Raw genomic sequence first — 21,621 nt, 5'->3', positions numbered from 1 at the left:
ACCGCAAGCCGCCGCCCACATGTCCCTTCATCTTAACCTACAATGTCAAAGAGCCGACAAAAATACCGACACTCGCACAACCTCCCTCTCGAGAAGCTTGCAGCATCTGGTTTTTTGCGACCACTGCGTCCAGACCGTTGAGGCCGTCCGCTGCGGTGACACCCCTCTAGGGCCGCCTGACAAACCCGTCAAACGCTTTTTTACAGTTTGAGGTCAGTTTTTGGAAAACCGACCGCAGCGCGCTGGAGGAGCCTCGCTGTCGGCACGTTCGCCCAGGTCGCGAGGGTGCAGCCGATCAAACGCTCTGCCGATACCGCCCTACCCGCCAACTCATGGTCCATTCGGATGGGAACGATCGCATTCTACACCGCAGGACTGGATAGCCATCGGCGATCAAGTCGCCGCGGGCGTAGTAGTGCGCGCTAGCGTGCCGAATGATCCTGGATCAGCGCCTCGAACGCTTCGATCGAGAGCGGTGTGTGGAACTTGCACCCCGCGGTGAAATCATCGGCCCACATGATATCGGCGACGATCTGGCCAATCTGGGGAAGGTTGAGCCAGATACTCGTGCCGCGCTTGAGCGCAGAATATGTCTGGAGACGGGCGCCGTTGATCGAAATGTCGACGACCTTGCACAAGGTGCGGCGTGTCTTGCCGATGCTGACGTCGAGGGCGACGGGGGCGCGTGGAGAACCGCGGCGGCTGGTGCGCTCTGCGGGTTCGAAGTCAGCGGCGAACATGACGTCCTCGTCCTTGCGAGTCCAAGTTTGGCTTGTCGATACAAGCCTAGCCGCCGATGCCTAAGAGGGTCTTAATGAATACCCCCGGAACGAATGAAGTCGCACCCGATCCGGGGGTTAACAGTGTCGTAAACGTAGTTACTTACGGAGCGTGAGACCGCCACCGAAACGCTTGTTGAAGCGCGCGACCTGGCCGCCGGTGTCGAGCATCGTGCCGCGGCCGCCGGTCCATGCCGGATGCGCGAGCGGATCGATCTCAAGCGTCATCACGTCGCCTTCCTTACCCCAGGTGGTGCGAGTCTGGTACTTGCTGCCATCGGTCATCTGGACGGTGATCATGTGATAATCGGGGTGCGTATCGGCCTTCATGGGATATCTCCGGTATGTGGCTGGTTCCGACCAGCCTGAAAAGGAAGGCGCGCCCGTACACGGACGCGCCCGAATTTACAAGATTGCCGAGCTTTGAGCTCCGCCTTCAGGCTTTCGGCGGATCGGCGATCATCGCCGTGAAATTCGCCTCCGCCACCAATTGTCCGTCCACCAGCGCGCGGCCGGCAAACTTGCACACCGCACTGCGTTTCTGGACGAACGTGACTTCGAGTTTGAGCAACACACCGGGCTCGACCGGCTTGCGGAACTTCGCTCCGTCGATCGCCATGAAGTAGACGAGCTTTCCCGAGCCGGCGAGGCCCAACGACTCGACCGCGAGGATCCCCGCCGCCTGCGCCATCGCTTCGACGATCAGAACGCCCGGCATGATCGGGCGTCCTGGGAAATGCCCCTGGAAGAACTGCTCGTTCATCGACACCGCCTTGATCGCGGTAATCGACGTGTCGAGGATCAGATCCTCGACACGATCGACCAGCAGCATCGGGTAGCGATGCGGCAACGCGGCCATGACGCGCCCGATATCGAGCGGGCCCAGGCCTTTTGCAGCAGTATCGTTCACGGTGTCCGTCATAGGTGTGGCTTAGCGACCCTGCGGGGTGCGCGTAGCAGCCGGTGCACGACCGGTCGGTGCTGGTGCTGCGCCCTGCTGCTGCTGCTGGCCACCCTGCTGATTCGGCTGCCAGTTCGCCGGCACGGCGGTGCTGACCGACGGCACCAGACGATCAAGCTCGGTCGTGATCGCGGCGGTGATGTCGGCGGTCGGCTGTGCGAACAGCGCAGCCTCGGGACGCAGCAACAGGCTGACGTTCTTTGCGCGAACGGCGGCCGTCACGGCGTCGCTGAGCTTCGCCTGGATCTGCTCGATCGCGTATTGCTGCGCACGCTGGGCAGGCTGCGTCAGGCGCGCGAGTTCCTGGTTTGCGGCGTTCTCCCGCGTCTGGATTGCCTGAGCCTGTGGACGCAGCGTTGCTTCGCTGGCGCCCGGAGCGCGCTGGGCCGTCTGGAACGCGGTGACCAGCGGCTGAAGTTCACGTGCTACGGCCTGGCGGCGGGTTTCGGCCTGATCGAGCTGCGCCTTGTAGGTCGTCTCGATCTGGGCGCGTGCTGCGTTCCAGGCCTTCGAGTTGGCGATTGCGCCCTGCGCATCAGCGACGGCGATGCCGGAAACCTGTGCATCCGCAGCGGTTGCGGTGATGGCAGCCGGTGCAACGAGCGCTGCGGCGAGAAGAAGCGTCTTGAACGTCGTCATCAGAACTGTGTCCCTACGTTGAAAGTAATAAGCTTGGGGTCGTCACCCTTTTGGGTAAGCAAGGCCTTGGCAAGATCGATCCGGAGCGGGCCGAACGGCGAGTTCCAGTTAACGCCAACACCGATCGACAAACGCGGCTTGGCAGAGTTGCCCAGGAAGCTTTCCTGGAACGGCAGCTGCTGCGTCAGTGCCCGGGGATTGGTGGCAGTGCCGTCACAACCACCCGTGGCATTCGGCGATCCGGCCGGGCAGATCGTGTTGGCCGTAACCTGCGCCCCCGTCGCATCGGTGGTCGTGTAGGTATAGAGCGGTTGATTGCTGGTATTCACCGCAGGCGTGAAGATCGATCCCTTGTAGATCTTTCCGGTCGCCGGATCGATAAGATCGGGGAATTCCTGCGTCGGCAACGGCCGCTTGATCCCGAACAGGCTACCGACCTGCGCATAGATCGACGGACGGAGCCCGAGTTCACGCGCGCCCGACCCCAACGGAATTTCGACTTCCGCCCGGGCAAGGTAATAGGCTCGCCCACCAAGCGCATCGTCTTGAATATTGTTGCGGTCCGTCTGCAGAACCTGGGCGGGCGTAGCATCGCTATATGCCGCACGCAAAACACGTGGACCGACGCCGCGAATATCGAAGCCGCGGAACTGTGGCTCGCCGAGATAGAAGCGATCGGTGATCCGGATGGGATCGCGTCCGGGTCCGGGGCTCTTCTCGAGCGGGTGAATATACCCGCCCTCTGCAACGACCGATCCGATGAACCCGCTGCCGAGGTTGGCATACTTGGCCCCCTCCAGACGTGTCCGGATGTACTTCACGTCGCCACCAAGGCCGGCAAAGTCCTGGCTGAACGAGAAGCGCGAGCCCGCAGTGGGGCGCAAGCGGCTGTTCAGCGTATCGCGGCTCAGCGAATAGCCGATCGAGGATGTCCACCGATTGCCGATCGCATCGCAGAGGTAGTTGCCGGCCTGAAGCCTGTTACAGGTGCCGTCAGCGTTCAGATACCGGCTGTCGAGGCTGACCTCGTCATACGACAGACCATAGCGTGCGGACAGCGACCAGAACTCGGTCAGCGGCACACCTGCTCGCAGCTGGAACCCGGTCGAGACCTGCGAGTAATTGGTCTGGCGGTCGTTACCGACATACCCAAACGAGTTATAGTCACGACGGAAGATGTCGCCGCCGACCGCGATGTTCTTGTCGAACAGATACGGCTCGGTGAAGCCCAGCTCGATCGACTTCGAATAGCTCGAATAGTTGACCCCGGCGCGCAGTTCCTGGCCCTTGCCGCGGAAGTTGCGCTGCGTGATGTTCGCCTGGATGATGAAGCGCTCGAGGCTCGAATAGCCCGCCGACAACTGAAGCTCGCCGGTCGACTTCTCTTCGAGATTGGTCTCGAGGATGACGCGATCGGGCGCCGAACCCGGCAGCTGCTTGATCTCCATCTTGTCCTGGAAATACCCCAGCGAGTTGATGCGATCCTGCGAACGCTTCACCTGGAAGCTGTTGAACGCATCGCCCTCGGCGAGACGAATCTCGCGGCGCACGACCTTGTCCTGCGTCTGCGTATTGCCGTTGATCTCGATCCGCTCGACATAGGTGCGCTTGGCTTCGGCGATGTTGAAATTAATCCCCATCGTCAGCGTTTCGGCGTCCTTCTGGAACTCCGGGTTCACCTCGGTGAACGCATAACCGAACAGGCCCGCGGTCTGGCTGAGATTGTCGACCGAATCCTCGACCAGTTTGGCGTTGTACCAGTCGCCCTTCTTCAGCGGCAGCGAGGCTGCGAGCTTTGTATTGTCGAAGTCGCGAATCTGACTGTCGACGGTGACGTCGCCGAACTTGTAGCGCTTACCTTCTTCCACCACGTACGTGATGATGAAGTCCTTCTTGTCCGGCGTCAGCTCGGCGACCGCCGAGGTCACGCGGAAATCGGCATAGCCCTGCGTCAGGTAGAACTGGCGCAGCTTCTGCTGGTCGTAGGACAGGCGATCCTGATCGTAGCTGGTCGCCGACGACAACAGGCGGAACAGACGCGACTGCTTGGTCGCCATCTGGCCGCGGATCTGGTCGTCGGAGAACACCTCGTTGCCGAGGATGTTGATCTGGCGGACCTTCGATTTTGGCCCCTCGCTGACGACGAACACGACATCCACGCGGTTCTGGTCGAGGTTGACCATCTTCGGATCGATCACCGCGGCGAAGCGGCCCTGGCGGCGATACAGCTCGATGATCCGGGCAATGTCCTGACGGACCGCGGTGCGCGTGAAAATCTGGCGCGGCGCGAGCTTGATCTCTTTCGTGATCTTGTCGCTCTTCAGCGCCTTGTTGCCTTCGATGATCACGCGGTTGATGATCGGGTTCTCGCGCACGCGGAGCACGATGTTGCCGGTCTCGACACCGGCGATCGAGTAATCCGCGAACAGATCGCTCGCCTGCAGATCCTTCAGCGCCTGATCGAGCGTTTCCGCGGTGTACGGAATGCCGACGCGCAGCTTGGTGTAGGACAGCACCGTCTCGGGCTCGATCCGCTGCGAGCCCTCGACTCGCAGAGTTTTGATCGTACCGGCGGATACCGGAGCCGCAACGGGCGTTAAAGAACTAGCCGCCCCCGTAGCGGGATTGCGCACGGGCGTGGGCGCGGAAGTCGCCACAGGCGCCGTCTGCGCGAACGCGGGCACGCCGGACAGGATCGTGCCTGCGAGAAGCAGGGCGCCCTTCCGCGCGAAATCGTAACCGTTGATCGCTGTCACCAAACCCACCCTAAAAACGTGCACATACAAGGCGCGCCCGCCCTGCCCTATCGTCGTCAGCCGATCAAGCCAGCCAGATTCTTCCAGAGCCCGAAATTGCCGAGATCGTTGAAGGTCACGAGCAGCATCAGCGCAAGAATCGCTGCGAGGCCACCGCGAAACGCCCATTCCTGAACCTGCGGCTCGACCGGGCGCCTGCGCACCGCTTCGATCGCGTAAAAGAACAGGTGACCGCCATCCAACATCGGCACTGGCAGCAGATTGATGAACCCCAGATTGATCGAGACCAGCGCGATCAGGAACACATAAGCATCGAGCCCGAGCGACATCTGCTCGCCGGACACTTTTGCGATGCTGAGCGGCCCGCCGAGCTCCTTGACCGACCGCCGCCCGGTGATGACCTGGCCCAGCGTCTCGACCATCATCGAGACGATCTCGCCAGTGCGCTTTACCGCAATCACCGGGGCTTCGATCAGGCTGACGGGGATGATGACAGGCTTGCTGCCGGCGATGCCGAGGCGGCCGATCTTGTATTCGTTGCCGAAGCGATCGCGCTGGAGTTCGGTGCCGATCACGAGCTCGCGCGATACCGGCTGGCCACCGCGCACTGCGTCAATCTGCGTGCGCTCGCCGGCGCGGATGCGGGCGTAGCGGGCGAGATCGTCGAAGGTCTCGACCGAGCGCCCCCCGATTGCGGTGATCCGGTCGCCGACCTGCAATCCGGCGGCGGCAGCGGCGCTGCCGGGTACCGTGCCGCCGACGATCGGCGGCATGCGGATGTCTCCGTACGCGAACGCGAAACCGGCGAGGATCAGGATGGCGACGACGAAATTGACGACCGGACCGGCTGCCACGACGATCGCGCGCTGCCATACCGGCTTGGACTGGAAGGTGCGCTGGCGCTCTTCGGCGGGGAGCGAGAGCCATTCGGCGGAAGGCTGGCTCGCCGGATTCATGTCGCCTGCAAACTTCACATAGCCGCCGAGCGGGAGCCAGCCGAACTTCCAGCGGGTGCCGCGGCTGTCGGTGAAGCCCGCGATCTCGCGGCCGAAGCCGACCGCGAAGGCATCCGCCTTAATCCCGAAATAGCGTCCGGCGAGGTAATGTCCCATCTCGTGCACGAACACGAGCGGGCCGATCACGGCCGCGAACGAAAGGATGGTCAGCAGGATACCGGGTGTTTCGATCAAACCGCGCAATCCTCTACACGCTCGCCCGCCAAAACCCGCGCCTCGGCATCGATCGCCAGCACGGCGTCGACGCTGTCCGGTGCGGCCGGATCGTAGCACGATAGCGTATGATCGACGATTGCGGCAATTTCGAGGAAGCCGATGCGGCGCTTGAGGAATGCCTCGACCGCTACCTCGTTGGCAGCGTTGAGAATTGCGGGGCGCGCGCCGCCTGCGTCAAGTGCCTCGCGGGCGAGGCGCAATGCCGGGAAGCGGACTTGGTCAGGTGCCTCGAAGTCGAGTCGACCGATCGCGACGAGGTCGAGCGGGGCCATCGGCGTCGCCATCCGGTCCGGCCAGGCGAGCGTATGCGCGATCGGCGTGCGCATGTCGGGGGGACCGAGCTGCGCCAGCACCGAGCCGTCGACGTAATCGACCAGGCTGTGGACCACCGATTGCGGATGGATGACGATCTCGATCCGGTCATGCGGAATCGGGAACAGCCGCGCGGCCTCGATCAGTTCGAGGCCCTTGTTCATGCAGGTCGCCGAATCGACCGAGATCTTCGCACCCATCGACCAGTTGGGATGCTTGACCGCTTGCTCCAGCGTCACGCCGCGCATCTGCTCGGTGGTCCAGTCGCGGAACGGCCCGCCGCTGCATGTCAGGATGATCCGCCGCACGCGCTCGGGGCGAGTCGCGTCGAAGCACTGGAAGATCGCGTTGTGCTCGGAGTCGGCCGGCAACAAGGTGGCGCCGGTCCTCTTGGCCGCAGCGAGTATGACGTCGCCAGCGGAAACCAGAGGCTCTTTATTGGCGATCACGACAGTGCCGCCCTGCTCGATCGCCGCCATCACTGGCTTCAGCCCCGCGCAGCCGACGATCGCGCCCATCGTCCAGTCGGCGCCCGACGACGCCGCCTCGGCGATCGCTTCGGCACCACCACCTGCGCGAATCCCCGTGCCGGAGAGCGCTTCGCGGAGTTCGGGAAGACATTTCTCGTCCGCGACGACCGCGAACTCGGCCTTGGTGCGGATCGCGGCCGCGGCGAGCTTCGTCACGTCGCAATTTGCGGTCAGCGCGACGACGCGGAAGCGATCGGGCTCGCGCTCGATCAGGTCGAGCGTCGAGGTACCGACCGAGCCGGTCGCGCCCAGGATCGTGACGCTCTTCATGCGTAGAAATGCGGCAGCAGGACGAGGAACGCCGCGACCGGCGCGACCGGGACCAGGCCGTCGAGGCGATCCATCACGCCGCCATGTCCGGGCAGGATATTGCCGCTGTCCTTCACCCCCGCCACGCGCTTTAGCCAACTCTCGTAAAGATCGCCCATCTGCGCGAGTACCGCGAGCACCGGCGTTGCCAGCGTCATCCGCATCGGCAGGCCGTATTGCATGTGCAGCACCGCCGCGACCGCGCTCGCCAGTACGACGCCACCGATCAGGCCCGACCATGTCTTGTTCGGACTGATGACAGGCGCAAGCTTCGGCCCGCCCAGCGTCCGTCCGGTGAAGAACGCGCCGATATCGCACGCCCACACCAGCGACAGCGCCCACAGCGTGAAGAGGATGCCCTCGTCCTGCCGCCGGATGATCATCAGCGCGAACACGGGAAGACCGCAGTAGATGATGCCCAGCGCCAGCTTGGGTTTGCGAGTCGTGATGACGACGAAGAACGCCGCCCCCACGAGCAAGCCCAGCGTGAAGAAATCGTGGATCACGAGGATCAGCGACGCGGGCGCCATCAGTGCGAGCGGCACCGACAGCGCGAACTGAGTCATCCGCTTGGTCTTCGCGTCGGCGCCCTGGAGCATCGACCATTCCGCCATCATGAACAGCGCGGCCACCACGCCGAGCCCCCAGAACGCGATCCCGCCGAGCGTCAGCGCAAGGCTCGCCACCGCGATCATGCCGACGCTGGCGATCATCCTGAGCTGGAGATTGGACGGCGTGCGCAACGCCTGATCGGGCGCCTTTTCAGGGTCGGTAAGACTCACAGACCACCGTAGCGGCGCTGGCGTTGGCCGAACGCCGCGACCGCATCGGCGAGCGCGGCGGCGTCGAAGTCAGGCCAGAGCGTGTCGACGAACAGCAGTTCCGCATACGCCGCCTGCCACAACAGGAAGTTCGACAGACGCTGCTCGCCCGACGTCCGGATCATCAGGTCCAGCGGCGGGAGGTCGTGCGTATCGAGTTCGGCTTCGATCGTCGCCTCGTCGATGCTCGCCGGATCCAGCGCACCATCGCGCGCCCGCTCCGCCAGACGCCGCGCGGCCGTCACCAACTCGGCATGCGCACCGTAATTCAGCGCGATCGCCAGGATCGGCCCGGTATTCCCTGCCGTCCGCGCGATCGCATCGTCGACCATCGCCACCAGATCGGGCGAAAAGCTGTGATAGTCGCCGATCACGCGTAGCCGAACGTTCTCGCGTGCGAGTTCGTCGAGGTCGCTGCGGATGAAATGCCGCAGCAACCCCATCAGGTCGCTGACCTCCTCGGCCGGACGCCGCCAGTTCTCGGACGAGAACGCGTACAGCGTCAGCGCCTCGATTCCCATCGCGCGCGCCGCCCGCGTCACTTTCCGCACCGCCTCGACGCCAGCCTTGTGCCCGGCGAAGCGCGGCAGGAACCGCTTCTTCGCCCAGCGGCCATTGCCGTCCATGATGATCGCGACATGACGCGGCACCGCCCCGCCCGCAGGAACGGCGCCCACAGGAACCGCAGCGAGCGGCGCGGCCGAGGAGGCCTGCAATCTCACTTGCCCAGGATTTCCTTTTCCTTGGCGGTCGCGGTCGCATCGAGCTCGGCAATGATGCTGTCGGTCAGCTTCTGCACTTCGGTCTCGTGACGCTTGCGCTCGTCCTCGCCGAACACGCCCTTCTTCTCGTCGACTTTGAGCGAATCCATGCCGTCGCGGCGCACGTTGCGGACCGCAATGCGCGCCTTCTCGGCATACTGGCCGGCAAGCTTGGCGAGTTCCTTGCGGCGCTCCTCGGTCAGGTCAGGAATCGGCAGGCGCAGCGTCTGGCCGTCGACGATCGGGTTGAGCCCCAGACCCGCCGAGCGGATCGCCTTGTCGGTCGGGCCGACGTTCGACTTGTCCCAGACCTGCACCGACAGCATCCGCGGCTCTGGCGCGGAGACGGTCGCGACCTGGTTCAGCGGCATCGACGAGCCGTACACCGTCACCATCACCGGATCGAGCAACGCGGTCGACGCGCGCCCCGTGCGAAGCCCTGCGAGATCGCTCTTCAGCGCTTCGACGGCACCCGCCATGCGGCGTTCTAGGTCGGTCTTGTCGTATGCGGCCATCTTAAAGCTCCTGCTCGTTCTGGACGATCGTCGACACGCCATCACCCGCCAGGACCGCGGCGAGATTGCCGGGTTCGCGGATGTTGAAGACGACGATCGGGATATTGTTGTCGCGGCACAGCGCGATCGCGCTCGCGTCCATGACCTTGAGGTCGTCGGACAGCACGCGGCTGTACGTGACCGTTTCGTAGCGCACTGCATCCGGGTGCGTCTTCGGGTCGGCGTTGTACACGCCGTCGACCGAAGTGCCCTTGAACAGCGCATCGCACTTCATCTCGGCAGCACGCAGCGCGGCGCCCGAATCGGTGGTGAAATAGGGGCTGCCGACGCCCGCCGCGAAGATCACGACGCGGCCCTTCTCCAGGTGACGCTCGGCGCGACGACGGATGAACGGCTCGCACACCGACGCCATCGGGATCGCCGACTGGACGCGCGTGTCCACGCCGATCTGCTCCAGCGCGTTCTGAACGGCGAGCGCGTTCATGACGGTCGCGAGCATGCCCATGTAATCGCCGGTCGCGCGGTCCATCCCACGTGCCGCACCCGCCATGCCGCGGAAGATGTTGCCACCGCCGACGACGATGCAGATCTCGTAGCCCTTCGCCTTGATGTCCGCGATCTCCTGCGCGACGCGCGCGGTGACGGTCGGATCGATCGAAAGACCCGATGGCCCCATCAGGACTTCGCCCGACAGTTTCAGCAGGATACGGTTGTAGCGCGGAGGCGTCATAAATCTCGAATTGTGATTGGCGGGGCGGCGCGGACCTTAGGCGGCGAGGCCCGGGATGTGAAGCGCTGTGCGGCGCGTGCATCGAAACTGGGTGGAGATGAGACGGAAAATCCTCGTTCGCGAAACTCGCGCACCAGAGAATTATCGTCATTCCCGCGGAGGCGGGAACCCATTTGGGCTGGCGTCTCGAGAGATCACCGGCGTCGAAGTGTATGGATCCCCGCGTTCGCGAGGATGACGAGGCAGCCTGAACGGATACCTCATCGTCCTTCTCCCCTCGGGGAGAAGGTGGCCCGGTAGGGCCGGATGAGGGGGCGTGAGGTTCGAGACCTCGCCACTCCCCTCACCCTTCCCACGGCCAAGTGGCCGCGGGCCCCTTCCCTCTCCCCGGAGGGGCGAGGGAGGAAGTCAGATCAGGCCTGCGGAACGCCCGAAGCAGCAGCAACCTCGGCTGCGAAGTCGGACTGCTCCTTCTCGATGCCCTCACCCAGCTGGAAGCGGACATAGTCCACCAGCTTGATCTCGGCGCCGGCATCCTTGCCGGCCTTGGCGACGACGTCGGAGATCTTGGTCTTGCCGTCCATCACGAACAGCTGGCTGACCAGGGCGTGCTCCTTGCGGTACTTGGCGATACCGCCCTCGACCATCTTGGCGATGATGTCGGCAGGCTTGCCCGACTCGGCGGCCTTCTCGGTCGCGATCGCGCGCTCGCGCTCGATCTCGGACTCGTCGAGATCGGCTTCGTTGAGCGCCTTCGGGAAGGCGGCTGCGATGTGCATCGCGAGCTGCTTGCCGAGTGCCTGGAGAACCTCGTCCGAAGCCTCCGACTCAAGCGCGACGAGAACGCCGATCTTGCCGAGGCCGGGAGCCGCTGCATTGTGGATGTACGGAACGACCGCACCCTTGCTGACTTCCAGCGTGCGCGAGCGGCGCAGCGACTGGTTCTCGCCGATCGTCGCGACGTTGTTCGTCAGGACTTCCTCGACGGTCTTGCCCGATGGCATCACCTGCGACTTCAGTGCCTCGATGTCGCCACCGGTTGCGAGCGCGATCTGCGTGACGTCACGGACGAACGACTGGAACTGGTCGTTCTTCGCGACGAAATCGGTTTCCGAGTTCACTTCGACCGCGGCACCCTTGGTGCCCGACACGGCGACGCCGACCAGACCCTCGGCCGCGGTGCGGCTGGACTTCTTGGCGGCGGCTGCGAGCCCCTTGGTGCGCAGCCAATCCATCGCCTGCTCCATGTCGCCGGCGTTCTCGCTCAGCGCCTTCTTGCAATCCATCATGCCCGCGCCGCTCTTCTCGCGCAGATCCTTGACCATCGCTGCCGTGATATCGGCCATGTCTCTAATCCTTTTTAGGTCTGAATATGGTTGCGGGCGAGGCAGAGCTTTCGCCCTACCCCGCCCGCATGACGGTTCGGCGACGACGCTTATGCGTCGATCTGGCGCTCACCCTCGGCTGCGAATTCTGCAGCGGTATCGGCATTCGCAGTTGCCTGTGCCGTGTCAGCCGTAGCCTCGACCGTCGGCTCTGCGCTCAGTGCCTCTTCCTTCGGCGGCTCGATCATCGCGCCGATGTCGGCACCGGTGCGGCGCTGCTGCTCCTGGCCGCCGCGCGTCGCTGCGATCGCGATCGCCTCGCAGTACAGGCGGATGGCGCGGGCTGCGTCGTCATTCGCGGGAACCGGGAAGGCGATGCCGTCCGGCGACACGTTCGAATCGAGGATCGCGACGACGGGAATACCCAGCGTGTTGGCTTCCTTGATCGCCAGCTCTTCCTTGTTCGCGTCGATCACGAACATCACGTCGGGAATGCCGCCCATGTCGCGGATGCCGCCGAGCGAAAGCTCGAGCTTGTCCTTCTCGCGGGTGAGCTGGAGGACTTCCTTCTTGGTCAGGCCGACGGTGTCGCCCGACAGCATTTCCTCGAGCGTCTTGAGACGCTTGATCGAGCCCGAGATGGTCTTCCAGTTGGTGAGCATGCCGCCCAACCAGCGATGGTTGACGAAGTGCTGGCCCGAACGACGCGCTGCGTCCGCGACGGGATCCTGCGCCTGGCGCTTGGTGCCGACGAACAGGACCTTGCCACCACCGGCAACAGCCGACGAGACGAATTCGAGCGCGCGCGCGAACAGCGGCACGGTCTGCGACAGGTCGAGGATGTGGACGCCGTTACGATCACCGAAGATGTAAGGCTTCATCTTGGGGTTCCACCGATGAGTCTGGTGGCCGAAATGCGCGCCCGTTTCGATGAGCTGCTGCATGGAGACGACTGGAGCCGCCATAGGGATATATCCTTCCGGTTGTGCCTCTGGGAAGCGGATGACGTCGTGGCCGAATGACCGTGACGCACCGGGCTATGATGCCTCCCATGCGGGGTTAGAGGCGCGGCCCTTAGCGTGGCTCTATTCGAAAAGCAATCGCACAAGGCCCGCTTGACTCATGGAACGCAATGAGAACATAAAGGGCTCAGAGGGGAACAGATGTTCGACTCGGCGCGGAATCACCCCGGCATGACGGGATTCGAAATGCGACGAGTGGAACGATGTTTCTGACCAAGTGTTTGCGGATATTAGGAATTTGTTCGCAACTCATAGGAAGGCGGACGTGATGTTGGTTCTGAGCTTCATGGTTTTTGCTGGTGCATTCGCGGTCGCGGGCATGATGATCGTCTCGTCGATCGCGCCGCAGTGGGAGCGTATCGTCCGCCTCGCGATGGGCAACGTCGAACCCGCGTTCCAGCCGCTCCGCACGCTGGCGGTTGCGGAGCGCCGGATCGCAGTCAGGCGCTGGGCTTCGACGTCGGCTCCGGTGCCCGCCCGCCGCTGGAACGCTGCCGCCTGATCTTGGCGTAGCTCGCGATGCTGAACGGCATCGACAGCAGGTACAGAACGCAGATGATGCTGAGCGTATGCCACGGCGCGCTCACGATCGCGGCGCCTAGCAAAACGACGAGCGCGATAGCCTCGAACCGGATGTTGCTGCGGAGTTTGACCGAACTCCACGAATAGGTTGCGATACTCGACACCATCAGCAGTGCGACGAACGCGACCCAAGGCGCCACGAAATACGGCGACGCGAACCTCGGTTCATCGGTCCAGAACCAGAAGAACATCGGCATCAGCGCTAAGCCAGCACCTGCCGGAGCCGGAACGCCGGTTAGAAAACCCGCGGACTTGTGCGGTTGGTGGCTCTCGTCGATCTTGGCGTTGAAGCGCGCGAGACGCAGCGCGCAGAACACGGCGAGGATCAGCGAGCAGATCCAGCCGACACGCGGCAACGCCGTCAGCGACCACAGATAGACGATCAGCGCCGGTGCGACGCCGAACGAGATCGCGTCGGACAGCGAATCGAGCTCGGCACCGAACCGGCTTTCGCCGTGCAGCATCCGGGCGATCCGACCATCGAGGCCGTCGAGCACGCCCGCGACCATGATCATCGCGACGGCGCTTTCCCACTGCCCGCCGATCGCGAACCGCACGCCACTCAGGCCCGAACACAGGGCTAGCGCGGTAACGGCGTTGGGAGCGACGGCGCGCAGGGGAAGTCCGCGCGGTGCACGACGTGTGCGACCGAACCGCCCCCGGCCCCGCTCTTCGATCGGATCGGTCGAACCGTCGCGGTCCATCACTGCGCGATACCACCGACCGGAACGCCACCGACGCGACCGAGCACGGTCTCACCCGCGATGCTACGCTGACCGAGGCACACCTGTGGCACGACATGATCGGGCAGGTACACGTCGACTCGGCTACCGAACCGGATCAGGCCGATGCGCTGGCCGACCGCGACCATGTCGCCGGCCTTCACGAAGCCGAGGATGCGGCGCGCGACCAGGCCGGCGATCTGCGTGAAGCCGATCCGCATGCCGTTGCGATCTTCGACGACGAAATGCTGGCGCTCGTTTTCGTCGCTCGCCTTGTCGAGATCCGCGTTGAGGAACTTGCCCGAGATATAGACCACCTGGCGGATCGTACCGGCGATCGGCGTGCGATTGATGTGCACGTCGAACACTGACATGAAGATCGACACGCGGACCAGCGGTGCGTCGCCGAGACCGTTCTCGCCGGCGAGCTCGCGCGGGATCGGCACGCGCTGGATCATCGTGATCAGCCCGTCCGCAGGCGCGACGATCAGGCCTTCACCTTGTGGGGTGGTGCGGATCGGATCGCGGAAGAACGTCGCGACCCAGATCACGACGCCGACCATCGGCCAGAACAGCACGTGGCTGACGATCGTCAGCAACAGCGTGATGCCGGTCGCGATCGCGACGTATTTGTGGCCCTCCGGATGGACTGCGGGAAATCGCCATTTGACCGTGGAGGTCGTGACGGGCGGCTTGTCGAGCGATGCCATAACCCGCGGGTCTATCCGTGCACGACGCGCGATACAACGATGAACCGGCTTTTCCTTACAGCACCAACGGTTGGCCAGCGGTTGATCGCCGCGGCATGCTCCCCTAGACGCTCCCCAAACCCCTCCCCCGAAGGACGCGCACATGGCGAAGATCAAGGTAAAGAATCCGATCGTGGAGATCGATGGCGACGAGATGACCCGGATCATCTGGGAATGGATCCGCGAACGCCTGATCAAGCCGTATCTCGACATCCAGCTCGATTATTACGATCTCGGCGTCGAGCATCGCGACGCGACCGACGACCAGGTCACGATCGACAGCGCGCTCGCCACGCAGAAGCACGGCGTCGCGGTGAAGTGCGCCACGATCACGCCCGACGAACAGCGCGTGACCGAGTTCGGCCTGAAGAAGATGTGGAAGTCGCCGAACGGCACGATCCGCAACATCCTCGGCGGCACCATCTTCCGCGAGCCGATCGTGATCAAGAACGTGCCCCGCCTGATCCCCGGCTGGACGCACCCGATCGTCGTCGGCCGTCACGCATTCGGCGATCAGTATCGCGCAACCGACTATCTGGTCCCGGGCCCGGGCAAGCTGCGCCTCGTCTTCGAAGGCGACGACGGCACGGTCATCGACCGCGAGGTGTTCCAGTTCCCGTCGGCAGGCGTCGCGATGGCGATGTACAACCTCGACGATTCGATCCGCGATTTCGCGCGCGCCTCGATGCACTACGGCCTCAACCTGAAGTGGCCGGTGTACCTGTCGACCAAGAACACGATCCTCAAGGCCTATGACGGCCGCTTCAAGGACCTGTTCGCCGAGGTGTTCGAGGCCGAGTTCAAGGACAAGTTCAAGGAAGCCGGCATCGTCTACGAGCATCGCCTGATCGACGACATGGTCGCCAGCGCGCTGAAGTGGAACGGCGAGTTCGTCTGGGCCTGCAAGAACTATGACGGCGACGTGCAGTCGGATCAGGTCGCACAAGGGTTCGGGTCGCTCGGCCTGATGACCTCGATCCTGCTGACCCCGGACGGCAAGACCGTCGAGGCCGAGGCGGCGCATGGCACCGTCACGCGTCACTTCCGCATGCACGAGCAGGGCAAGGCGACCTCGACCAACCCGATCGCATCGATCTTCGCATGGACCGGTGGCCTCAAGTATCGCGGCAAGTTCGACGATACGCCCGACGTCACGAAGTTCGCCGAGACGCTCGAGCGCGTCTGCGTCCAGACGGTGGAGAACGGCCACATGACCAAGGATCTCGCGATCCTGATCGGCCCCGACCAGCCCTGGATGACGACTGAGCAGTTCTTCGAGCAGGTGCGGTCGAACCTCGAGACCGAGATGGCCAACTGGGCCTGATCTGGCACCGCGCTTTCGGCAACGGAAGCGGGGCTTTTTCTCTCTCCCGTCATCCTGACGACAGTCGGACCCAGGGTTACACAGGACTGCGGTCTTGGCTCTGGGTCCTGACTTTCGTAAGGATGACGGAGGAGAATACACCTCTTTCCACTGCTGATCGCCGCAGCACGTCACCACGGGTGACAATTCCGTCATGCGTCCCCTAAGGTCGCACGCATGGCATTACGGCTCGACAATCAAGGTTTCAGCGACGCGCTCGTCATTCTCGGCGCGGCGGGGCTCGTCATCCCCGCGTTCGCGCGGTTCAGGGTCAGCCCGGTCATCGGTTTCATCCTGGTCGGCCTGCTGGTCGGCCCCGCTGGATTGGGTTCGCTCACCGGATCCGCGCCTTGGCTCTATTACCTGACGATCTCGAACCCGGAGTCGATCGAGCCGTTCGCCGAGTTCGGCATCATCCTGCTGCTGTTCTCGATCGGCCTCGAACTCTCGTTCAAGCGACTATGGTCGATGAAGCAACTCGTGTTCGGCACCGGCGCCGCCGAACTGATCGGCTCGGCGCTGATCATCGGCGTGGCGTTGCACTTCATCGGCCAGGAATGGGCGGGCGCGATCGGGCTGGGGTTTGCGCTCGCGTTGTCGTCCACCGCTTTGGTGCTGCCGCTCGTCGGCACCACCGGCGCGGTCGGGCGTGGTGCGTTCGCGATGCTGTTGTTCGAGGATCTGGCGCTCGTCCCGATCATCTTCGTGCTCGGTGCACTGGCACCGACAGCGAGTGCGGACGGCTGGTCGAACATCGCGGGCGTTGCGCTGCGCGGCGGGTTGACCGTCGTCGCAATGTATATCGGCGGGCGGGTCGTCCTGCCTCGGCTGTTCGGGCAGGCCGCGCGCACCAAGAGCCCAGAGCTGTTCCTCGCCGCGTCGCTGCTGGTAGTTATCGTCGCCAGCGTCGCGACGACCGCCGCGGGGCTGTCGCCGATCGTCGGCGCGCTGCTGGCGGGGCTGCTGATCGCCGAGACCGAATATCACAGCGAAGTCGAGGTCATCACCGCGCCGTTCAAGGGCCTCGCGCTCGGGGTGTTCCTGATCACCGTCGGCATGAGTCTCGACCTGCGGTTGATCGCGCAGAACTGGCCGTCGTTGCTGCTTGCCGTGACGGGCGTGGTGGCGACCAAGGCGATCGTGACGTTCCTGTTCCTGCGGGTCGCCAATTCGCGGCGTGGGGTCGCGGCCGAGACGGGACTACTGATGGGCAGCCCTTCCGAGACGACGCTGATCGTGCTTGCGACGGCCGCGCAGGCGCAGTTGATCCTGCCATCGACCGCGTCGTTCTGGCAGACCGTCACCGCGATCGGGCTGACGATCACGCCGCTGCTGGCAAAGCTCGGCCGCACCGTTTCGCGTCAACTCGAAAGCCGTTCGGGTGCCGATGCTGGCGATATCGAGATCGACGACGATGGGCCCGGAACCGTCGTGATCGGCTTTGGTCGCGTGGGCCGGATGGTGGCGGACATGCTGGCGGTCCACGGACAGAAGTACGTTGCCGTGGAGGCGGATATCGATTCCGTCGAGGCAGCGCGGGCGCAAGGGCATCCGGTGTTGTTCGGCGACGTGGCGCGCGCGGAACTGGTCGACCGGCTGAAGCTGCATACCGCCAAGGCGCTGATCCTGACGATGGACGATCCGGTGTTGACGGTTCGGCTGGCGCGGCGGGTGCGGGCTCTGGCGCCGGACTTGCCGATCGTGGCGCGTGCTCGGGATACGGCGCATGCGGCGGAGCTGTACCGGGCTGGCGTTACGGATGCGGTGCCGGAGACGCTGGAGAGTTCGTTGCAACTGGCGGAGGCGGTGCTGGTCGATCTTGGGGTGGCGATGGGGCCGGTGATCGCTTCGATCCATGAGAAGCGGGATGAATTGCGGCAGGAGATCAAGAAGGCGGCGGACATGATTGCGGAGCCGCGGATTCGCAAAGCGAAGCGGACGCCTCGCGCAGTTTGACCTCCGCTGTTCCGTGAGCAGGTTGTTCTCCCGCGAAGGCGGGAGTCCAGTCTGGGTCCCCGCCTCCGCGGGGAAACACTGTTGGCTCGCGGGACCTTACCCCAAATACGCCCCCCCTCCCCGGCGGAGGCCGGGGGCCAAGTGGAAAAGTGGTCGTAACGGAAGGCTGCCCTCCATTATCTTCGTTTCCCAATTGGGCCCCGGCCTTCGCCGGGGTGGTGGTTGCGCGGTGATCGCTTCGTCACGCGCGCGCTCTCCTCTTGCCCTCACCCTTTCCACGGCGAAGATGCCGCTGACCCCTTCCCTCTCTCAACGGGAGAGGGCGAGGCAAAAGAAGGTTGGGGCGGGTTAGCCACTTCAGCTTGGGACGACACCCACGCGGCTCTTCATCAGCGGCTGGATACGCGTCCCAAATGCTTCCACCCCCTCCAGAAAGTCGTCGAAGGTCAGCAGGACCCCGCCGGTGTTGGGGACGGCCGCCATCTCGTCGAGCATCCGCGCGACGCTTTCGTACGAGCCGACCAGCGTGCCCATGTTGATGTTGACCGCGCCTTCGGGGGCGGCGAGCTGGCGGACGTTGGTGTCCGTATTGTGCGTGTCCTTGGCGCCCTGATCGATCAGCCAGGCGATCGCGTCGACGTCGACGCCAGCGTTATAGTGTTTCCACTTCGCCATCGCCTCGTCGTCGGTTTCGGCGGCAATGACCATGATCAGGACGAAGATCTGCACGTCGCGGCCGGTCTTCGCGGTCGCTGCGGCTAGCCGCTCGTTGTTGAACGCGAATGCGGTCGGGGTGTTGACGCCCTTGCCCAGACAGAACGCGTAATCGGCCCATTTCGCCGAGAACGCCAAGCCGTCGTCGGAGGAGCCGGCGCAGATGATTTTCATGTCGCCGGTCGGCTTGGGCCAGACGCGGCAGTCGGTCATCTGGTAATAGTCGCCCTTGAAGTCGGACGTCCCCTCTTCCCACAGCTCGCGGAGGATGTGCGCGTATTCGTCGAGCATCTTGTAGCGATTGCGGAAATGTTCGTCACCGGGCCACATCCCCATCTGCGTATATTCGGGGGGCTGCCAGCCAGTAATGAGGTTCAGCCCGAACCGCCCGTGGCTGATCGAATCGATCGTGTTGCACATCCGCGCGGCATAGGCCGGCGGCACGAGCAGCGTGGCGCAGGTCGCGTAGATCTTGATCTTCTCGGTGACGGCGGCGAGGCCCGCCATCAGCGTGAAACTCTCCAGCCCATAGTCCCAGAACTCGGTCTTGCCACCGAACCCGCGCAGCTTGATCATCGACAGCAGGAAATCGAGCCCGTGCTTCTCGGCGGCCTGCGCGATCGCCTTGTTGAGGTCGAAGCTTGGTTTGTACTGCGGCGCGTTCTCGCTGATCAGCCAGCCATTGTTGTTGATGGGCACGAAGACGCCGACCTGCATATGCCGCTCCTATTCGCCGTCGAGCCAGTCGAGCAGCCACATGTTGAAATGCTCCGCGCGGGTAACGTTGCACGCGTGCGCGCCTGCCGCCATCCGGGCAAGCTGCGCGCCGGGGATGCCCGCGGCAAGCTTTTCGGACGCGGACGGGGGGACGAGCATGTCGTCGTCGGACGCGACCAGCAACGTCGGGACGCGGATCTCGTCGAGGCGGCCGGCGATGTTGAACCGGCGGACCGCCGCAACGCGTCGCTGAATCATTTCCGCGCCGGGGAAATGCGCGAGCATCGCCTCCTCCTCGTCCTGAATCCGGTCGTGATGGTCCGAAATCCATTGCGGCGGGTAGAGGAACAGCGGTTGCGCGTGGAGATACGCGCGCGGGCCGCTGTCTTTCAGCAGCGCGAGCCGGGTATCGAAGCAGCGCGCGGTGTGCGGGTCGAGCTTGGCCCAGCCGTTGATGACGACGAGCCGTTCGAGCCGTTCGGGTGCGGACAGAGCGAGCGCGAGGCCGATATGGCCGCCGAGCGCATGGCCGATGAAGGTGCAGCTCTCGAGCCCGATCAAGTCCATGAGAGCGACGACGTCGGCGGCCATCGCCTCGACGGTCAGGTCGCCGGGAACGTGGGCGTCGGAGCGGCCGGTGCCGCGGTGGTCGTAGGTGATGACGCGGTGGCCGGCGCCGAGCGCCGCGAGGTTCGGCTGCCAGTAGCTGCCCGAGCCGCCGAGGCCGCTCGACAAGAGGATCGCGGGGCCGTCGGGCTGGCCGTGCTCCTCCCAGTGGATGCCGCCTGCGATCCCCATCAGGCGAGATGAGCGATGCTGGCGATCTCGACGAGGCAGTCGGGCTTCACGAGGTCCGTCTTGATGCAGTAGCGCGCGGGCTTGGGGCCGGGGAAATACTCGGCGTAGACCGTGTTGAAGGCCGCGTAGTCGGCGAGGTCTTTCAGGAAGATGTGGTTGAAGGCGACGTCGGCGAGCGTCGCGCCGGCGGCTTCGAGCGTGGTCTTGATGGTGTCGAGGACGGCGCGGGTTTGGGCTGCTGCGTCGCCGACGTGGAGGACTGTGCCGCCCTCGCCTAGTGCCAGCACGCCCGAGACGTAGACCGTGTTGCCGGCCTTCGCGGCGGCCGAATAGGGGGCGATGGGGGTCGGGAACTGGGGCGGGTTGATGGCCTCGAACGGCATCTGCTTTCCTTTCAAGTCATCGCCGTTCCCCCGCGGAGGCGGGGGTCCAGGGTTGCGGGCGGTAGCGTTCGTGATTCCTGGACCCCCGCGTTCGCGAGGGAACAAGGAAGGGTCACTTCGGCAACTGCCCGAACGAACCGCAGAAATCGCCGACCGTGCTGACCCAGCCGAAGAACTTCTCGACATTGTAGACGGTGGCCGTTTGCATCTCGGGCGGGCCGAGATGGTGCGTCGCGTCCTCCAGCATCACGCCGAAATATTCGAGGTGGAAGCCGTCGCGCAGCGTGCTTTCGACGCAGACGTTGGTGGCGATGCCGACGAAGACGATGTTGCGGATGCCGCGACTGCGCAGGATGCTGTCGAGCTGCGAATTGAAGAACGCGCTGTAGCGGGTTTTATGGACGCGGATGTCGCCGGGTTGGGGAGCGAGCGCATCGACGATCTCATAGTCCCAGCCACCGCGCGCGAGGAACTGGCCTTGGAGTTCGGGGCGCGCGCGCATCGTTTTCAGCGCGTTGGACTTGTGCCAGTTGGGCGAGCCGGGGCCGCCGGCCTCGACATAGTCGGGGTCCCAGCCGTTCTGGAGAAACACGACCGGCATTTTCGCCGCGCGGGCGGTGTCCAGGACCTTGGCGATCTGGGCGATGGTGCCGGCTGAGCCTGCGATGTCGAAGCCGGCCGTGTCGACGTAGCCGCCGGGGGAGGCGTAGGCGTTCTGCATGTCGATGACGACGACGGCGGTTTCCGCGGGATCGAGGCGGAGCGCTTCCGGCCGTGCGGGCAACGTGACGGCGTTCGCCTCGTTCGCGCCGGTACGGATGATCGGGGTGGCCTCGGTCATTGTGACAAGCTCGCTGCATCGTCGGAATTGTGCAAGTGCGAAATGATCGGGGGGTGCGGCGCCCCCGATCACGCGGACAAGCATGTTCCCCAATGAAGGCCGGG

The 21,621-nt window shown here is 64.3% G+C and carries 22 protein-coding genes; 3 read left to right on the top strand and 19 right to left on the bottom strand.

Going from position 1 to position 21,621, the window contains the following annotated elements:
- Window positions 1-422: 422 nt before the first annotated feature.
- From O6W96_RS16615 to rpsB, 13 genes are all read right to left on the bottom strand, one after another.
- Window positions 423-740, bottom strand: coding sequence for a PilZ domain-containing protein (locus tag O6W96_RS16615; RefSeq protein ID WP_353470575.1), 318 nt, complete (start codon window positions 738-740; stop codon window positions 423-425).
- A gap of 138 nt (window positions 741-878) precedes the next feature.
- Entirely contained in the window at window positions 879-1,109 is a 231-nt protein-coding gene (gene rpmE / locus O6W96_RS16610; protein ID WP_055880673.1) for a 50S ribosomal protein L31, read from the bottom strand.
- Window positions 1,110-1,215: 106 nt separating this feature from the next.
- On the bottom strand, window positions 1,216-1,701 hold the full coding sequence (fabZ, locus tag O6W96_RS16605) for a 3-hydroxyacyl-ACP dehydratase FabZ (protein ID WP_353470574.1): 486 nt from the start codon (window positions 1,699-1,701) through the stop codon (window positions 1,216-1,218).
- Window positions 1,702-1,710: 9 nt separating this feature from the next.
- The gene (locus O6W96_RS16600; RefSeq protein WP_353470573.1) at window positions 1,711-2,379 is read right to left on the bottom strand and encodes an OmpH family outer membrane protein; all 669 of its coding nucleotides are present in this window, start codon (window positions 2,377-2,379) and stop codon (window positions 1,711-1,713) included.
- Complete coding sequence (gene bamA, locus O6W96_RS16595; protein ID WP_435372233.1) at window positions 2,379-5,135, bottom strand: outer membrane protein assembly factor BamA; 2,757 nt, start codon at window positions 5,133-5,135, stop codon at window positions 2,379-2,381. Before bamA ends, O6W96_RS16600 begins: the two co-directional genes overlap by 1 nt.
- A gap of 56 nt (window positions 5,136-5,191) precedes the next feature.
- A complete protein-coding gene (rseP, locus tag O6W96_RS16590; RefSeq protein ID WP_353470572.1) occupies window positions 5,192-6,325 on the bottom strand; it encodes an RIP metalloprotease RseP in 1,134 nt (377 codons plus the stop codon).
- A complete protein-coding gene (locus O6W96_RS16585; RefSeq protein WP_353470571.1) occupies window positions 6,322-7,479 on the bottom strand; it encodes a 1-deoxy-D-xylulose-5-phosphate reductoisomerase in 1,158 nt (385 codons plus the stop codon). Before O6W96_RS16585 ends, rseP begins: the two co-directional genes overlap by 4 nt.
- Window positions 7,476-8,231 carry a phosphatidate cytidylyltransferase gene (locus tag O6W96_RS16580; RefSeq protein WP_353470587.1) on the bottom strand — a complete coding sequence of 252 codons (756 nt, stop codon included), beginning with the start codon at window positions 8,229-8,231 and terminating at the stop codon, window positions 7,476-7,478. The genes O6W96_RS16585 and O6W96_RS16580 overlap by 4 nt, the downstream gene beginning before the upstream one ends.
- Window positions 8,232-8,296: 65 nt before the next feature.
- Window positions 8,297-9,055 (bottom strand): isoprenyl transferase, encoded by a 759-nt coding sequence (locus O6W96_RS16575; RefSeq protein WP_107963268.1) that lies wholly within the window; start codon window positions 9,053-9,055, stop codon window positions 8,297-8,299.
- Between the two features lie 2 nt (window positions 9,056-9,057).
- Window positions 9,058-9,615 (bottom strand): ribosome recycling factor, encoded by a 558-nt coding sequence (gene frr / locus O6W96_RS16570; protein ID WP_056055952.1) that lies wholly within the window; start codon window positions 9,613-9,615, stop codon window positions 9,058-9,060.
- A gap of 1 nt (window position 9,616) precedes the next feature.
- Entirely contained in the window at window positions 9,617-10,345 is a 729-nt protein-coding gene (gene pyrH, locus O6W96_RS16565; RefSeq protein ID WP_056066004.1) for a UMP kinase, read from the bottom strand.
- A 413-nt stretch (window positions 10,346-10,758) separates the two neighbouring features.
- Window positions 10,759-11,691: a translation elongation factor Ts gene (tsf, locus tag O6W96_RS16560; protein ID WP_353470570.1), complete on the bottom strand. Its 933-nt coding sequence runs from the start codon at window positions 11,689-11,691 to the stop codon at window positions 10,759-10,761.
- A gap of 89 nt (window positions 11,692-11,780) precedes the next feature.
- Entirely contained in the window at window positions 11,781-12,635 is an 855-nt protein-coding gene (rpsB, locus tag O6W96_RS16555) for a 30S ribosomal protein S2 (RefSeq protein ID WP_353470569.1), read from the bottom strand.
- Window positions 12,636-12,960: 325 nt separating this feature from the next.
- Between rpsB and O6W96_RS16550 the strand changes: the two genes are divergently transcribed.
- Window positions 12,961-13,194: a hypothetical protein gene (locus tag O6W96_RS16550; RefSeq protein WP_353470586.1), complete on the top strand. Its 234-nt coding sequence runs from the start codon at window positions 12,961-12,963 to the stop codon at window positions 13,192-13,194.
- On the opposite strand, the gene O6W96_RS16545 is transcribed toward O6W96_RS16550, so the two are convergent.
- A complete protein-coding gene (locus O6W96_RS16545; RefSeq protein WP_192976883.1) occupies window positions 13,133-13,978 on the bottom strand; it encodes a CDP-alcohol phosphatidyltransferase family protein in 846 nt (281 codons plus the stop codon). The genes O6W96_RS16550 and O6W96_RS16545 overlap by 62 nt on opposite strands.
- Window positions 13,978-14,706 (bottom strand): phosphatidylserine decarboxylase, encoded by a 729-nt coding sequence (locus O6W96_RS16540; protein WP_056489534.1) that lies wholly within the window; start codon window positions 14,704-14,706, stop codon window positions 13,978-13,980. The genes O6W96_RS16545 and O6W96_RS16540 overlap by 1 nt, the downstream gene beginning before the upstream one ends.
- A 142-nt stretch (window positions 14,707-14,848) precedes the next feature.
- Here O6W96_RS16540 and O6W96_RS16535 point away from each other — a divergent pair, with 142 nt between their 5' ends.
- Both O6W96_RS16535 and O6W96_RS16530 read left to right on the top strand, forming a co-directional pair.
- The gene (locus O6W96_RS16535) at window positions 14,849-16,069 is read left to right on the top strand and encodes an NADP-dependent isocitrate dehydrogenase (RefSeq protein ID WP_056055940.1); all 1,221 of its coding nucleotides are present in this window, start codon (window positions 14,849-14,851) and stop codon (window positions 16,067-16,069) included.
- A gap of 216 nt (window positions 16,070-16,285) precedes the next feature.
- Entirely contained in the window at window positions 16,286-18,064 is a 1,779-nt protein-coding gene (locus tag O6W96_RS16530) for a cation:proton antiporter domain-containing protein (RefSeq protein ID WP_353470568.1), read from the top strand.
- Window positions 18,065-18,421: 357 nt separating this feature from the next.
- Here the strand turns inward: O6W96_RS16530 and rutA are convergent, their stop codons facing one another.
- The 4 genes from rutA to rutB all read right to left on the bottom strand — a co-directional run bounded on the left by rutA (window position 18,422) and on the right by rutB (window position 21,517).
- On the bottom strand, window positions 18,422-19,495 hold the full coding sequence (rutA, locus tag O6W96_RS16525) for a pyrimidine utilization protein A (protein ID WP_353470567.1): 1,074 nt from the start codon (window positions 19,493-19,495) through the stop codon (window positions 18,422-18,424).
- A 9-nt stretch (window positions 19,496-19,504) separates the two neighbouring features.
- A complete protein-coding gene (gene rutD / locus O6W96_RS16520; RefSeq protein ID WP_353470566.1) occupies window positions 19,505-20,293 on the bottom strand; it encodes a pyrimidine utilization protein D in 789 nt (262 codons plus the stop codon).
- The gene (gene rutC, locus O6W96_RS16515; protein ID WP_107963263.1) at window positions 20,293-20,676 is read right to left on the bottom strand and encodes a pyrimidine utilization protein C; all 384 of its coding nucleotides are present in this window, start codon (window positions 20,674-20,676) and stop codon (window positions 20,293-20,295) included. Before rutC ends, rutD begins: the two co-directional genes overlap by 1 nt.
- Before the next feature lie 112 nt (window positions 20,677-20,788).
- Entirely contained in the window at window positions 20,789-21,517 is a 729-nt protein-coding gene (gene rutB / locus O6W96_RS16510) for a pyrimidine utilization protein B (RefSeq protein WP_353470565.1), read from the bottom strand.
- Window positions 21,518-21,621 lie beyond the last annotated feature (104 nt).

Source organism: Sphingomonas faeni (assembly GCF_040407495.1).
Classification (GTDB): Bacteria; Pseudomonadota; Alphaproteobacteria; order Sphingomonadales; family Sphingomonadaceae; genus Sphingomonas; species Sphingomonas faeni_D.
Note: the sequence above shows the minus strand (reverse complement) of the source record. Positions and strands in the feature narration are given on the sequence as shown.